Source organism: Streptococcus periodonticum (assembly GCF_003963555.1).
GTDB lineage: Bacteria > Bacillota > Bacilli > Lactobacillales > Streptococcaceae > Streptococcus > Streptococcus anginosus.
Window position 1 is genome coordinate 291,658 of record NZ_CP034543.1, and the last position, 13,829, is coordinate 305,486.

Here is a 13,829-nt window from a genome sequence, read left to right on the forward strand (position 1 = left end):
GTAAAATTAGTAAAATAGATAGGAAACTTTTTACGGAGGGGAACAATGGACTTGGTTGATAATGAGCTAACTCTGACACCAATTGCAGGTAAAAGTGGGAAAGCCTACATGGGCACCTATCCAGATGGGGCGCGCGTTTTCGTCAAGATGAATACAACCCCAATCTTAGTAGGTTTAGCTAGAGAACAAATCGCACCGCAATTATTGTGGAGTCGTCGCATGGCAGACGGCAACGTTATGAGTGCGCAAGAGTGGCTGTCAGGAAAGATCTTGACACCAGCTGAAATGGACAAAAAGCAAATTGTAAATATTTTGACGCGTTTGCATCGCTCACGTCCCTTGATGACACAACTGCGTCGGCTGGGTTATGCTTTGGAAACGCCAGCAGATTTAGTGGAATCCTGGTTGGAACATGCTCCAATCGCACTTAGCAATAATCAATATTTACGGTCTGTTTTAAGAGATATGCGTAGCAATCTGCCGCAATTTCGTGAGGATTATGCAACGATTGTACATGGAGATGTTCGGCATAGTAATTGGATTGAAACGGACAGCGGTTTGGTGTATTTGGTAGATTGGGATTCTGTGCGTTTGACAGATCGAATGTTTGATGTGGCCCATATGTTAAGTCATTATATTCCAGAAGCGCGTTGGAAAGAATGGTTGACCTACTATGGCTATCGCTATAATGAAACGGTATTGAAGAAATTATACTGGTATGGTCAGTATGCTTACCTATGTCAGATTGCGAAGTATTATGAAAATGCAGACTTGGAAAATGTGAATCGGGAGATTTATGCCTTGCGCAACTTCCGCTCAAAATACGGAAGAAAGGTGTCATGAGAGTTAGAAATCGCAAAGGCGCAACGGAATTACTAGAAGCAAACCCGCAATATGTGATTTTAAATCCTGCTGAAGCAAAGGGCAAGTGGCATGAGATTTTTGGGAATAAGCACCCTATTCATATTGAAGTGGGAAGTGGGAAAGGTACGTTTGTTTCAGAAATGGCAAAAGCTCATCCAGAAATTAACTATATCGGAATTGATATTCAAAAATCTGTTTTGAGTTACGCCTTGGATAAGGTTTTAGTAGCTGATGTTCCTAATATCAAGCTCCTTTGGGTAGATGGTTCTGACCTGACCAACTACTTTGAAAATGGAGAGATTGATCGTTTGTATCTGAATTTTTCTGATCCTTGGCCCAAGAAACGCCATGAAAAACGGCGCTTGACCTACAAATCTTTTCTCGATACCTTTAAGCAAATTTTACCAGAACATGGTGAGATTCATTTCAAAACAGATAATCGTGGTCTCTTTGAATATAGCTTGGTGAGTTTTTCTCAATACGGCATGAAACTAAATGGCGTTTGGTTGGATTTGCACGCGAGCGACTTTGAGAATAATGTGATGACGGAATATGAGCAAAAATTTGCCAACAAAGGTCAAGTCATCTATCGGGTTGAGGCAGAGTTTTAAGGTGAAATAGATAATTGAAAGAGGCTGGGCAAAAAGTATCCCAGCTTCTATCAGATTTAGTAATAAACGAATAACGCAGTAGGTGATTGGGCTCTTCATTCGCTGTTCAAGCTCGGAAGAACACTTTTGGCGAAAACTTCGTTTTCTTCATCTGCAACCTTAAACAGCTTGATAACTGTTTAAGCACCCTTGCGGGGGTGGGACTACGAGAGTTTGGAACAAAAAGATTTCAATTTTTAAAAATCTTAATTATTAAGCCCCTCAAATCTATAATTAAATGCGAAAAGCGAACAAAGTAGAATTCTGATTACCAGAAAACTAGTTTTGTTCGCTTTTTATATTTGAGGTCGGACTTTTGTCCCAGCCTCCTGTCCCACTCCCTTTTCTGATTTTCAGGAGAAAAGATTGCTAAAAAACAAGAGGAGCAAAAGAATGTCTCAAGCGACAAAATGAACTTTAGAAGCTTCATTTAAACATTTTGTTATAAAAGCTATTAACAAAATTTACGATTCAGGACATTGTAGAAGATTTTGGTATCAATCGGATGATCTCTTATTATACATACATATGTATATATATATGTGTGTGTGTGATTTGGTAGAATGGTCTTGTTTTGAGCTTGCTAAAAAGTAAAACGTTGCTGTCCAAGTAGATGTTCAAGAAATTTTATTAAATAGTAGAACTTTTCTCATTTTGTTCTTTTCTCTTGTGCTTGATTAAGTTTTTATTTATAATAATTCTAAATAAAGAAAAAAGAGAAGGTTGACGATGATGAGAGAACAAGAGATTGATAAGAATTTTAGCGGTCGGCTTAATATTTTGCGAGCTGGAGTATTGGGGGCCAATGATGGTATTATTTCTATCGCGGGTGTGGTAATAGGGGTAGCAAGTGCGACAGAAAGTATTTGGATTATCTTTCTTTCTGGGTTAGCAGCAGTCTTTGCGGGAGCTTTTTCCATGGCAGGTGGTGAATATGTATCTGTCTCCACTCAAAAGGATACGGAGGAGGCCGCAGTTGTCAGAGAGCGAGATCTTTTAATGAAAAATCCAGATATTGCTAGGCAGTCGCTCTATGCAGCTTATATCCAGAATGGCGAGTGTGAGACTTCTGCCCAGCTTTTAACGAATCGAGCTTTTTTAAAGGATCCTCTCAAAGCTTTGGTAGCGGAAAAGTATGGTATTGAAGTGGAAGAATTTACTAATCCTTGGCATGCAGCAATCTCCAGCTTTATCGCTTTTGTAACAGGAGCTATCTTTCCCATGCTGAGCATTGTCTTCTTTTCTGCTAGTTATAGAATTCCGGCGACAGTAGTCATCGTTGCTTTATCGCTATTGGGAACGGGATACACCAGTGCCAAGTTAGGAAAAGCACCGATAAAAAATGCCATGATTCGAAACTTAGTCATTGGACTTTTGACTATGACAGTAACTTATCTTGTAGGTCAATTATTTGCTATTTAATTTCGAAATAAAAAACCTTTATGAGGAGTGATTTTGATTGTAGGTTATTCTATTTGACTTTATAGTCAATTCTTTTTAGAATTATCTGTCAACCACAATGCTGAAATCAATCAATTTTCTTACGATTGATAAGTATAATAGCATCAAATAAAATACAAGAATAAATTTTCTTGTATTTTCCTTTTTCTTATGCTATAATGTAGATAACGAATATGAAAGAGAGGCGAGGAAATATCTTCGCCTCTTATCTGTGAGGAGGTGTAGTCTTATCACAACGATTGTCAAATTAGTAAAAGAAGTTGTTGAACCAGTCGTTCAAGAACCGTATGAATTAGTGGATATTGAGTACGGTATGATGGGGAGCGACCATGTTCTTAGTATTTTTGTAGATAAGCCGGGAGGAATTACTGTAAATGATACGGCAGAATTGACGGACATCATCAGTCCACTTTTAGATATGATTAAGCCGGATCCCTTTCCTGAGCAGTATTTTCTTGAAGTAACTAGCCCAGGGTTGGAACGTCCGCTGAAAACGAAAGAACAATTAGCAGATGCAGTTGGGCAATATATCCATGTTAGTCTGTATCAAGCAGTTAATAAAAGTAAAACCTTTGAAGGAACATTGCTTTCTTTTGAGGAAGATAGTTTAACAATGGAATATATGGATAAGACGCGTAAGAAAGTTGTTCAAATTCCTTACAAGCTAGTATCCAAAGCAAGATTAGCAGTAAAATTTTAGTAAGAAAAAAGAAAGGATTGCTTTTGTTTTTACAAAAGCGAAAAAGACATGAGTAAAGAAATGCTAGAGGCCTTCCGCATTTTGGAAGAAGATAAAGGGATTAAAAAAGAAGACATTATCGAAGCAGTGACAGAATCCTTGCGCTCCGCTTATCGTCGCCGTTATGGTCAAGCAGATAGCGCAGCTATTGAATTTAATGAAAAAACAGGAGATTTTCGTGTTTATACCGTTCGTGAAGTGGTGGACGAAGTTTTTGATAGCCGTTTGGAAATCAGCTTAAAAGATGCTCTTGCCATTAGCTCGGCTTATGAACTTGGTGATAAAATCAAATTTGAAGAAGCACCGGCTGAATTTGGTCGGGTAGCAGCTCAATCTGCTAAGCAAACAATTATGGAAAAAATGCGCAAACAAACGCGGGCAATTACTTACAATAAGTACAAAGAACATGAGAATGAAATCATGTCAGGAACAGTCGAACGTTTTGACAATCGTTTCATCTATGTCAATCTTGGTAGCATTGAAGCGCAGTTGTCTAAACAAGACCAAATTCCTGGAGAAGTCTTTGCTTCACATGATCGCATTGAAGTTTTTGTTTATAAGGTTGAGGACAATCCTCGCGGTGTGAATGTTTTTGTTAGCCGTAGTCATCCAGAGATGATTAAACGCTTGATGGAGCAAGAAATTCCTGAAGTTTATGACGGAACGGTTGAAATCATGAGCGTTTCTCGTGAAGCGGGTGATCGAACCAAGGTTGCGGTACGCAGTCACAACCCAAATGTAGATGCAATTGGTACAATCGTTGGACGTGGTGGCGCAAACATCAAGAAAATCACCAGCAAGTTTCATCCAGCTAAGTATGATGCAAAATCAGACCGTATGATTCCTATTGAAGAAAACATCGATGTGATTGAGTGGGTAGCAGATCCTGCTGAATTCATCTACAATGCGATTGCTCCGGCAGAAGTGGATCAAGTTATCTTTGACAGTCAAGATAGCAAGCATGCTCTTGTCGTTGTGCCAGATAACAAATTGTCTCTTGCAATCGGTCGTCGCGGACAAAACGTACGCTTGGCAGCTCATTTGACAGGTTACAGAATTGACATCAAATCTGCAAGTGAATTTGAAGCTATGGAAGAAGCTGGTGAACTCGGCGGATTTGCTGAAGAAGTAGAAGAATTTACAGCAGTTGAAAGTCCTGTAGAAACAGAATTTGTGGAAAGTGAAGTTGAAGCAGCAGACTAAAGGAGGGAAAGAATGGCAAAAACAAGAAAAATCCCTTTACGAAAATCAGTAGTTTCTAACGAAATCATTGACAAGCGTGATTTACTCCGCATTGTCAAAAATAAAGAAGGTCAAATTTTCATTGATCCGACAGGTAAGGCGAACGGACGTGGAGCTTATATCAAACTTGATAATGAAGAAGCGCTTCAAGCTAAGCAAAAACGAGTCTTTAATCGCAGTTTCAATATGGAAGTGGAAGACGATTTTTACGATGAACTGATTGCTTACGTGGATCACAAGGTCAAAAGAAGAGAGTTAGGTCTTGAATAAGCAAAAACTAGCAAATTTACTTGGCTTAGCACAACGAGCAGGTCGCATCATATCGGGTGAAGAATTGGTTGTTAAGGCAATACAAGATAAGAAAGCAAAGTTAGTCTTTTTATCCAATGATGCTGCTCCAAATTTGACCAAGAAAATTACTGATAAAAGTCATTACTATAAAGTAGAAGTATCAACCGTGTTTTCAACACTGGAATTAAGCACTGCAGTAGGCAAGGCAAGAAAAGTGCTTGCCATCACTGATGCTGGATTTACAAAGAAAATGAGGTCTCTTATGGAATAGAAGAGGAGGACAAGATTTGTCTAAAGTAAGATTGTACGAAATCGCGAAAGAACTGGGAAAAGAAAGCAAGGAAATTGTGGCGCGTGCAAAAGAGCTTGGTATTGAGGTAAAAAGTCATGCCAGCAGCGTGGAAAGTGAAATAGCAACACGTATCACAGCTAGCTTTTCTCAAGCAGCAGCTCCTAAAAAAGAAACGACTCAAAAGCCGACTCAATCGTTGCCTAAAGAGCAACCGTCAGCTCCAACGGCAGTGAAAGAAACGACCGAGGCTGAGAAGAAAGCAGAGCCGAAGGCAGTAGCTCCGACGCAAAAGTCGGAAGTGGAAGCGAAGTCGGCGTCTGCAAAACCAAAAAGTCGTAATTTTAAGGCTGAACGAGAGGCAAGAGCGAAAGAACAGGCAGAACGACGAAATAAACAGCGAGACAATCGTCCGCAAAAACAACAAAATGGCGATAAACGAAATCGAGATGAACGTAATCAGCGTAATGATCGAAGCAATCAAAATCGCAATGACCGAGGAAATCGCAACGAACAACGCGACAACCGCAATCATCGAAACCAAGACAATCGTCGCCAAGGGCAAAATCGTTCACATGTTGCAAATCAAAATCGCCCTCAAACGGATCAAGGGCCACGCATTGATTTTAAAGCACGTGCAGCAGCTCTGAAAGCTGAACAAAATGCTGAATACGCTCGTGGTAGTGAAGAACGTTTCAAACAAGCTCAGGCTGCGAAAGCAGCTCAACGCGAGCAGAATAAACGGAAAGAACCTGTAGAAGAATTATTCAAAGCAGCAGCGCCTATCGTGGAAGCAACAAAGCCAGCTCCACAGCCCCAAGTTGCTCCTGAAGCGAGTCAAACTCCCGCAGTTGACACTCGTCGTAAAAAACAAGCCCGGCCAGACAAGAAGCGCGATGACTTTGATCGTGAAGAAGATGGTCCAAGAAAACAACAAAAGAATCGAAGCAGTCAAAATCAAGTGAGAAATCAAAAGAATAGTAATTGGAATCATAACAAGAAAAATAAAAAAGGCAAGAACAATCGGAATAACACTCCAACTCCAAAACCAGTTACAGAACGCAAGTTCCATGAATTGCCTAAAGAATTTGAATACACAGAAGGTATGACCGTTGCAGAAATTGCAAAACGGATTAAACGTGAACCAGCCGAAATTGTCAAGAAACTCTTTATGATGGGAGTCATGGCGACCCAAAACCAATCGTTAGATAGTGATACCATTGAACTCCTCATGGTGGATTATGGTATTGAAGCTCATGCTAAAGTTGAAGTGGACAATGCAGATATTGATCGTTTCTTTGTGGATGATGATTATCTTGATCCAGATGCCTTGGTAGAGCGTCCGCCAGTTGTGACCATCATGGGACACGTTGACCATGGGAAAACAACACTTTTGGATACCTTGCGTAATTCTCGTGTTGCTACAGGTGAAGCAGGTGGGATTACACAACATATTGGTGCTTACCAGATTGAAGAAAATGGTAAGAAAATTACCTTCCTTGATACACCAGGGCATGCGGCTTTTACTTCTATGCGGGCACGTGGTGCTTCTGTCACAGATATTACGATTCTTGTCGTAGCAGCAGATGATGGAGTCATGCCTCAAACGATTGAAGCGATTAACCACTCAAAAGCAGCAAATGTACCAATTATTGTAGCGATTAACAAGATTGATAAGCCAGGTGCTAATCCTGAACGGGTTATCGGTGAATTAGCTGAATATGGCGTTATGTCAACTGCTTGGGGCGGTGATTCTGAATTTGTCGAAATCTCAGCTAAGTTCAACCAAAATATTGATGAACTGCTCGAAACCGTTCTCCTTGTAGCTGAAATTCAAGAGCTAAAAGCTGATCCAAAGGTTCGCGCAATTGGTACGGTTATCGAAGCGCGCTTGGATAAAGGAAAAGGTGCAGTGGCAACTCTGCTCGTTCAACAAGGTACTTTGAATGTGCAGGATCCAATCGTTGTCGGAAATACCTTTGGACGTGTACGTGCCATGACCAATGACCGTGGACGCCGAGTGAAAGTTGCGGGGCCATCGACACCAGTATCTATCACAGGTTTAAATGAAACACCAATGGCTGGTGACCATTTTGCCGTATATGAAGATGAAAAAGCAGCGCGTGCAGCTGGTGAAGAACGTGCAAAACGTGCTCTCATGAAACAACGTCAAGCAACGCATCGTGTTAGTTTGGAAAATCTCTTTGATACCCTTAAAGCTGGTGAAGTCAAGTCTGTCAATGTCATTATCAAAGCAGACGTGCAAGGTTCTGCCGAAGCCTTGACAGCTTCCCTTCAGAAGATTGAAGTGGAAGGTGTTAAAGTAACAATTGTTCACTCAGCAGTTGGTGCGATTAACGAGTCGGACGTGACTCTTGCAGAAGCTTCAAATGCCTTTATCATTGGTTTCAACGTTCGTCCGACTCCACAAGCTCGTCAACAAGCAGAAGCTGATGATGTCGAAATTCGTCTTCACAGCATTATTTATAAAGTCATCGAAGAAGTAGAAGATGCTATGAAAGGGATGTTGGACCCAGAATACGAAGAAAAAATTATCGGTGAAGCTGTTATCCGTGAAACCTTCAAGGTTTCTAAAGTCGGTACCATTGGTGGCTTTATGGTGGTTAGCGGTAAAGTAACGCGTGATTCTAAGGTTCGTGTGATTCGTGATGGTGTTGTCATCTTTGATGGTGCGCTTGCTAGCCTCAAACATTATAAGGATGATGTGAAAGAAGTTGGCAATGGGCAAGAAGGTGGTCTTATGGTTGAGAACTACAATGACATCAAGGTAGACGACATGATTGAAGCCTACATCATGGAAGAAATCACAAAATAAGATATGAATGGAAGAGAGACAGACTATGATTTATTGAAGTCTGCCTCAACCTTTTTCTAAAGTAAGTGAAAGGAGATATCATGGCAAATCAATTTCGTGTGGATCGTGTGGGCATGGAAATCAAACGTGAAGTCAATGAAATCTTGCAAAAAAAAGTTCGTGATCCGCGTGTTCAAGGAATTACCATTACAGATGTGCAAATGTTAGGCGACTTGTCAATGGCAAAAGTGTACTACACACTGATGAGTAACCTTGCTTCGGAGCAAGAAAAAGCTCAAATTGGTTTAGAAAAAGCCAAAGGAACCATCAAACGTGAATTGGGTCACAATTTGAAGATGTATAAAATTCCTGATTTGACATTTATCAAAGATGAATCCATTGAATATGGGAATAAAATTGACCAAATGCTCCGCGATTTAGAACAAAAATAAAACGTGATTTTAGCTATATCAATATATTTAAAAAAGAAAGGAAATTCTATTTTTCTTTCTTTTTTTGATAAAAATGCTAAAAAAGGCTTGTTACTTTTTCCATTATCCATTAAAATAGAAAAGGAGATGATCCGCTACACATTTTCGGAGGGAACAAGATGTCCATCAATTGGCAGCAAATTATATTTAGCTTCTTAGGCGGTTTAGGACTTTTTCTATATAGTATTCGAATGATGGGAGATGGCTTGCAGCAGGCTGCAGGTGATCGGCTTCGTTATTTTATTGATAAATATACAAGCAATCCATTTTTTGGCGTTCTAGTTGGGATTGGTCTAACAGCTCTGATTCAATCAAGTTCGGGTGTGACAGTTATTACGGTTGGACTGGTAAGCGCTGGACTATTGACTTTGAAGCAAGCGATTGGTATTGTCATGGGAGCCAATATCGGAACGACAGTGACCTCCTTTATTATTGGTTTTAAGCTAGGTGATTATGCCTTACCCATTCTCTTTTTAGGAGCAGTCTGTCTCTTCTTTACCAAAAAGCGCTCTATCAATAATATTGGTCGTGTCTTATTTGGGGTCGGTGGGATTTTCTTTGCTTTAAATCTGATGAGTGGCGCTATGGAGCCATTGAAAAATTTAGATGCTTTTCGTGAATATATGATAAAGTTAAGTGGAAATCCAGTCCTTGGTGTGTTTGTAGGAACAGGGATTACATTGCTCATTCAAGCTTCGTCTGCTACCATTGGGATTTTGCAGAATCTGTATGCAAGTGGCTTGATTGAGCTAAAAGGAGCTTTGCCAGTTCTTTTTGGGGATAATATCGGGACAACGATTACAGCGATTATTGCGTCCTTAGGTGCCAATATTGCAGCAAAACGTGTGGCAGGTGCTCATGTAATGTTTAACGTGGTTGGTACCGTTTTATGCTTGATCGTTTTAGGTCCATTTACAAGCTTGATTCAGTGGTTTCAAACAGCTCTCCATTTAAGTCCAGAAATGACCATTGCCTTTGCTCACGGAACTTTTAATGTCACCAATACCATTATTCAGTTTCCATTCATTGGCTTGCTGGCTACTTTGGTAACGAAGTTGATCCCAGGTGAAGATGAAGTCGTGAAATACGAGCCGCTTTATTTGGATGTGATTTTGATTAAACAAGCTCCATCGCTTGCTTTAGGAAATGCAAAAAAAGAATTGCTGCATTTAGGAAGTTATGCAATGCGCTCATTTGAGCTAGCTTATGATTATATTGTAAATAACACTGAAAAATCAGCAGATAAAGGGCATAAAACAGAAGAAGCTATCAATAAGATTGATGAAGATTTGACGCGCTATCTGATCGATTTATCCAGTGAGCCTCTGAGTCAAAAAGAAAGTGAAGTCTTGACCAATATTTTGGACTCTTCACGCGATTTGGAAAGAATTGGAGACCATGGCGAGGCATTGATTAACTTGACAGACTATATTCGCCGTAAAAAAGTAGAATTTTCTCCAGCAGCTTTGCAAGAGTTGGATTTGATTTACAATATGACGCTCAGCTTCATAAAAGAATCATTGAAGTCTGTAGAAGATAATGATATTGAATTGGCCAATAGTTTGGTGGCTAAGCATGAAGCGATTGATAAAATGGAACGAAAGCTACGGAAAACGCACATTCATCGTCTGAACAGAGGTGAATGCTCTACGCAAGCTGGGGTGAACTTTATTGATATCATCTCTCACTATACGAGAGTAGCGGATCACGCCATGAACTTAGCGGAAAAGGTCCAAGCGGAACAAATATAATCATGAGAAATAAACTGCTGGTGCGGTTTATTTTTTTGTACCCTACTTATCTTGTATGATCAAGTAGAAAGTTTATTAATAATGACTCTGTGAGATCAAGTTGGGTACACAAGAAAAAGTGGAACATCTGTGCTGTAATACTGGCTTGACTCTGTTATCAATCCAATGTGATAGAGCAAATAGAGGTAGAGTAGAACTTGAAAGATGTCACAGTTTATCTTTATCAAAACTTACAAACTCTAAACCAGTTCATCAAGGAGAAAAATATAAATTTCGAAATATACTTTTTACTTTTGATTAAATCTTTCTTGTAAAGTTGCATTTGTTAAACTATTCGAACCTCTTATTGCTAGTTATCAGTGGATTGTGGATATTGGTTTAGAAAAGTTTTTGGTATGTTTTGTAAGATAAACTTATGTTTTTGATGAAAACATCACTGTGATGAGGGCTTGTCATAACTAGTGGTAACGAAATCTGCTCTGAAACTAGTCATATAAAAACCAGTCCTCATTAAGCGAGGACTGGCTAGTTGTTTAGTTTGTTATTAGAACAATATATCAAAAGTTAGTTTAACCACTGTGTGCTGAATGGTATACATAAATAATGTAAGAAAACCTATAAATTAGCCCTACTGCATTATTCAAAAGTTACCTTAATTGGTATTTTGGCAACAGTTTCTGTAATATCATAAATGACTTCTAAATTGCATTCTAAAACTTTTGGTTTGGTAATACTAGCTGCTTCTAAAGCATTTATTGGTAATTTAATACTACCTTCAGAAGTAGCAGAAGCTTTTAAGGTATCAGAGCAAATGATAATTTTGTGGTCATCATTATTGGAAATATTATTGACTTTACCATTACGAGTTTGCACTTCATATTCTTTATTGGAAGTATTTTTATATGCTAACTTAAGGGTATATTCATAATCATCTTTTTCTAGCCCTTTATAGGTAAGTGTGACACCTTTACCTTCGTAAATAACTGTGTCAATAGCTGTGGTAGAAAATTCAATGGTTTTTGAGCTTTGTTCTGCTTTTTGACTAGAACTGGTCTTGGGTATTTCAGAAGATGATGTGTCTGTTGATTTCTTATTATTACCGCAAGCAACTAAAAGCAGAATGGTAAGTAAGGAGACAGCGACTGTAAAGACTTTCTTTTTCATGATACACCTCCAAAGATAAGTGTGCTAGGCGCAGACTAAAGTCGTTTAAAGCCGATTTGTCTCTTTTAAATTGGGAATCAGCTCCTTGCGACAAAAATCAACACAAAATACTTTTTCCATATTTATTATAACACAATACAGACAATTATTCAAATAAAAGATAGAACATAGAAGTGTAAATAATTAGAAAGTAATGTATTAACTTGATGGAGTTTAATAGCTAAATCAACCTATTTGGTAGGATCCATCTATTTCGCACTAGGTAAAATGACATCAATTATACAAATAGATAGGGCTTGCAGAATTAGATATCAATTATCATCTGCAAACAATGGGAAAAGAATTAAGACGATTATAGAAATGGTATGAATTAAATATTAAAAACTATCTAGCAAACAAAAATTTAAATTGTAGTGTCCACATTATTATCTTTTTTAGAATAAACAGTATCAAAGCCAGATTTTTCCAATATGAGGCTGGTTAACTATTTAGCTTGTTAGTTAAAATGACGTGTATCACAAATTCATTATACTGTAGCTGAATAGTATAAACAGTAGTGTAAGAGTTAAATTTAATCCCTACAGGATCACCTAAAACTCAGTAAATAGGTCTATACCATTTACAAAAAAAGAAGAAAGCGGTATAATAAAAGGGACATAATGAATAAATGTGAGAGTGACTCAAAATATCAATTACAGTTGCTAAAAATAATAGTAGCTTAACATAAACTCTCATCGAATGAAGGAGGTTTTATTATGCCTAAATACATTCAAGCAGATCAATTTTTCTATCCTCATGGTATTCGTCAAGGTGGCTATCTGGAATTAGTTAATGGCAAATTTGGAAAATGGGTAACAAAAATCCCAGCAGATGCGGAAGTGATAGATTACACAGGTTATTCTATTGCACCAGGCTTGGTAGATACTCATATTCATGGCTTTGGTGGTGTAGATGTGATGGACAATAATATCGAAGGAACGTTACACACCATGAGTGAAGGACTGTTGTCAACAGGTGTTACCAGTTTTTTACCGACAACTTTGACCTCAACTTTTGAATTGTTGCTAGATGTGACCGAAAATATTGGTGCTCATTATCAAGAAGCGACAGGTGCTAAGATTCGTGGGCTTTATTTTGAAGGTCCGTATTTTACAGAAAAATATAAAGGGGCTCAAAATCCAACCTATATGAAAGATCCTAGAATGGATGAATTTCGCGCTTGGCAAAAAGCTTCAAATGGTTTGCTCAATAAAATCGCTCTGGCGCCAGAACGAGAAGGTGTTGAAGACTTTGTCCGTACCATTACAGATGAGGGTGTAACGGTTGCGTTGGGACACTCAAATGCAACTTTTGAAGAAGCAAAAGTTGCTGTGGACGCGGGTGCTAGTGTCTGGGTTCATGCTTATAATGGAATGCGTGGATTGACCCACCGAGAACTTGGCATGGTCGGAGCTATGTACGAGCTGCCTCATACTTATGCGGAATTGATTTGCGATGGACACCATGTAGATCCGAAAGCCTGTGATATTTTGATGAAGCAAAAAGGACACGAAAATGTAGCGCTCATTACAGACTGTATGACTGCAGGCGGCTTGGAAGATGGAGATTATATGTTGGGCGAATTTCCAGTAGTGGTCGCCAACGGAACTGCTCGACTCAAATCAACAGGTAACCTCGCAGGATCTATCTTGAAATTGAAAGACGGGTTAAAGAACGTTGTCAAATGGGGTATTGCTAATCCACACGAAGCAGTTATGATGGCAACCCTCAATCCGGCTAAATCTGTTCATATTGAGGATGTTTGTGGTCAAATCAAGGAAGGACATGATGCAGACTTCATTGTGTTGGACAAGGATTTGGAACTGGTTGCGACCTACTTGGATGGCGAAAAGAGATACGAAGCTAAATAGAATCTTTTTATCTTGAAAGAGTTGGGAAACCGACTCTTTTCATTTTACTTTTTAAAATACATGTAGTTAAGAAAAGGTTTTTAAGGATTTGAATTGCAATAAGGGGCGTGATATAATGAGGTTATCTGAGTCGTATACTCATGATTGTAGTTGGCATAACTT

Annotated in this window: 12 protein-coding genes; 11 read left to right on the forward strand and 1 reads right to left on the reverse strand. The window is 38.9% G+C overall.

What is annotated here, in order from left to right:
* Positions 1-45: 45 nt before the first annotated feature.
* The 10 genes from ccrZ to EHW89_RS01565 all read left to right on the forward strand — a co-directional run bounded on the left by ccrZ (position 46) and on the right by EHW89_RS01565 (position 10,593).
* Complete coding sequence (gene ccrZ, locus EHW89_RS01520) at positions 46-843, forward strand: cell cycle regulator CcrZ (protein WP_049508676.1); 798 nt, start codon at positions 46-48, stop codon at positions 841-843.
* Complete coding sequence (gene trmB, locus EHW89_RS01525; RefSeq protein WP_126466482.1) at positions 840-1,475, forward strand: tRNA (guanosine(46)-N7)-methyltransferase TrmB; 636 nt, start codon at positions 840-842, stop codon at positions 1,473-1,475. Before ccrZ ends, trmB begins: the two co-directional genes overlap by 4 nt.
* 771 nt (positions 1,476-2,246) lie before the next feature.
* Entirely contained in the window at positions 2,247-2,936 is a 690-nt protein-coding gene (locus EHW89_RS01530; RefSeq protein WP_126468033.1) for a VIT1/CCC1 transporter family protein, read from the forward strand.
* A gap of 250 nt (positions 2,937-3,186) precedes the next feature.
* On the forward strand, positions 3,187-3,675 hold the full coding sequence (gene rimP / locus EHW89_RS01535; protein ID WP_126466483.1) for a ribosome maturation factor RimP: 489 nt from the start codon (positions 3,187-3,189) through the stop codon (positions 3,673-3,675).
* A gap of 48 nt (positions 3,676-3,723) precedes the next feature.
* The gene (gene nusA / locus EHW89_RS01540) at positions 3,724-4,917 is read left to right on the forward strand and encodes a transcription termination factor NusA (RefSeq protein WP_101749749.1); all 1,194 of its coding nucleotides are present in this window, start codon (positions 3,724-3,726) and stop codon (positions 4,915-4,917) included.
* A gap of 12 nt (positions 4,918-4,929) precedes the next feature.
* Positions 4,930-5,226 carry an RNase P modulator RnpM gene (rnpM, locus tag EHW89_RS01545; protein WP_003025961.1) on the forward strand — a complete coding sequence of 99 codons (297 nt, stop codon included), beginning with the start codon at positions 4,930-4,932 and terminating at the stop codon, positions 5,224-5,226.
* A complete protein-coding gene (locus EHW89_RS01550) occupies positions 5,219-5,518 on the forward strand; it encodes a YlxQ-related RNA-binding protein (RefSeq protein ID WP_003033813.1) in 300 nt (99 codons plus the stop codon). Before rnpM ends, EHW89_RS01550 begins: the two co-directional genes overlap by 8 nt.
* Positions 5,519-5,534: 16 nt before the next feature.
* Positions 5,535-8,372, forward strand: coding sequence for a translation initiation factor IF-2 (gene infB / locus EHW89_RS01555; protein WP_126466484.1), 2,838 nt, complete (start codon positions 5,535-5,537; stop codon positions 8,370-8,372).
* A gap of 80 nt (positions 8,373-8,452) precedes the next feature.
* A complete protein-coding gene (gene rbfA / locus EHW89_RS01560) occupies positions 8,453-8,803 on the forward strand; it encodes a 30S ribosome-binding factor RbfA (protein ID WP_049516895.1) in 351 nt (116 codons plus the stop codon).
* 158 nt (positions 8,804-8,961) lie between these two features.
* Positions 8,962-10,593 (forward strand): Na/Pi cotransporter family protein, encoded by a 1,632-nt coding sequence (locus EHW89_RS01565; RefSeq protein ID WP_126466485.1) that lies wholly within the window; start codon positions 8,962-8,964, stop codon positions 10,591-10,593.
* Positions 10,594-11,229: 636 nt separating this feature from the next.
* Here EHW89_RS01565 and EHW89_RS01570 read toward each other — a convergent pair.
* On the reverse strand, positions 11,230-11,757 hold the full coding sequence (locus EHW89_RS01570) for a hypothetical protein (RefSeq protein WP_004224278.1): 528 nt from the start codon (positions 11,755-11,757) through the stop codon (positions 11,230-11,232).
* Between the two features lie 755 nt (positions 11,758-12,512).
* Between EHW89_RS01570 and nagA the strand changes: the two genes are divergently transcribed.
* A complete protein-coding gene (nagA, locus tag EHW89_RS01575; RefSeq protein WP_126466486.1) occupies positions 12,513-13,667 on the forward strand; it encodes an N-acetylglucosamine-6-phosphate deacetylase in 1,155 nt (384 codons plus the stop codon).
* Positions 13,668-13,829 lie beyond the last annotated feature (162 nt).

Coding starts and splice junctions, on each gene's coding strand:
- ccrZ (WP_049508676.1), top strand. CDS start 46: ATGGACTTGGTTGATAATGAGCTAACTCTGACACCAATTGCAGGTAAA.
- trmB (WP_126466482.1), top strand. CDS start 840: ATGAGAGTTAGAAATCGCAAAGGCGCAACGGAATTACTAGAAGCAAAC.
- EHW89_RS01530 (WP_126468033.1), top strand. CDS start 2,247: ATGAGAGAACAAGAGATTGATAAGAATTTTAGCGGTCGGCTTAATATT.
- nusA (WP_101749749.1), top strand. CDS start 3,724: ATGAGTAAAGAAATGCTAGAGGCCTTCCGCATTTTGGAAGAAGATAAA.
- rnpM (WP_003025961.1), top strand. CDS start 4,930: ATGGCAAAAACAAGAAAAATCCCTTTACGAAAATCAGTAGTTTCTAAC.
- rbfA (WP_049516895.1), top strand. CDS start 8,453: ATGGCAAATCAATTTCGTGTGGATCGTGTGGGCATGGAAATCAAACGT.
- EHW89_RS01565 (WP_126466485.1), top strand. CDS start 8,962: ATGTCCATCAATTGGCAGCAAATTATATTTAGCTTCTTAGGCGGTTTA.
- EHW89_RS01570 (WP_004224278.1), bottom strand. CDS start 11,757: ATGAAAAAGAAAGTCTTTACAGTCGCTGTCTCCTTACTTACCATTCTG.
- nagA (WP_126466486.1), top strand. CDS start 12,513: ATGCCTAAATACATTCAAGCAGATCAATTTTTCTATCCTCATGGTATT.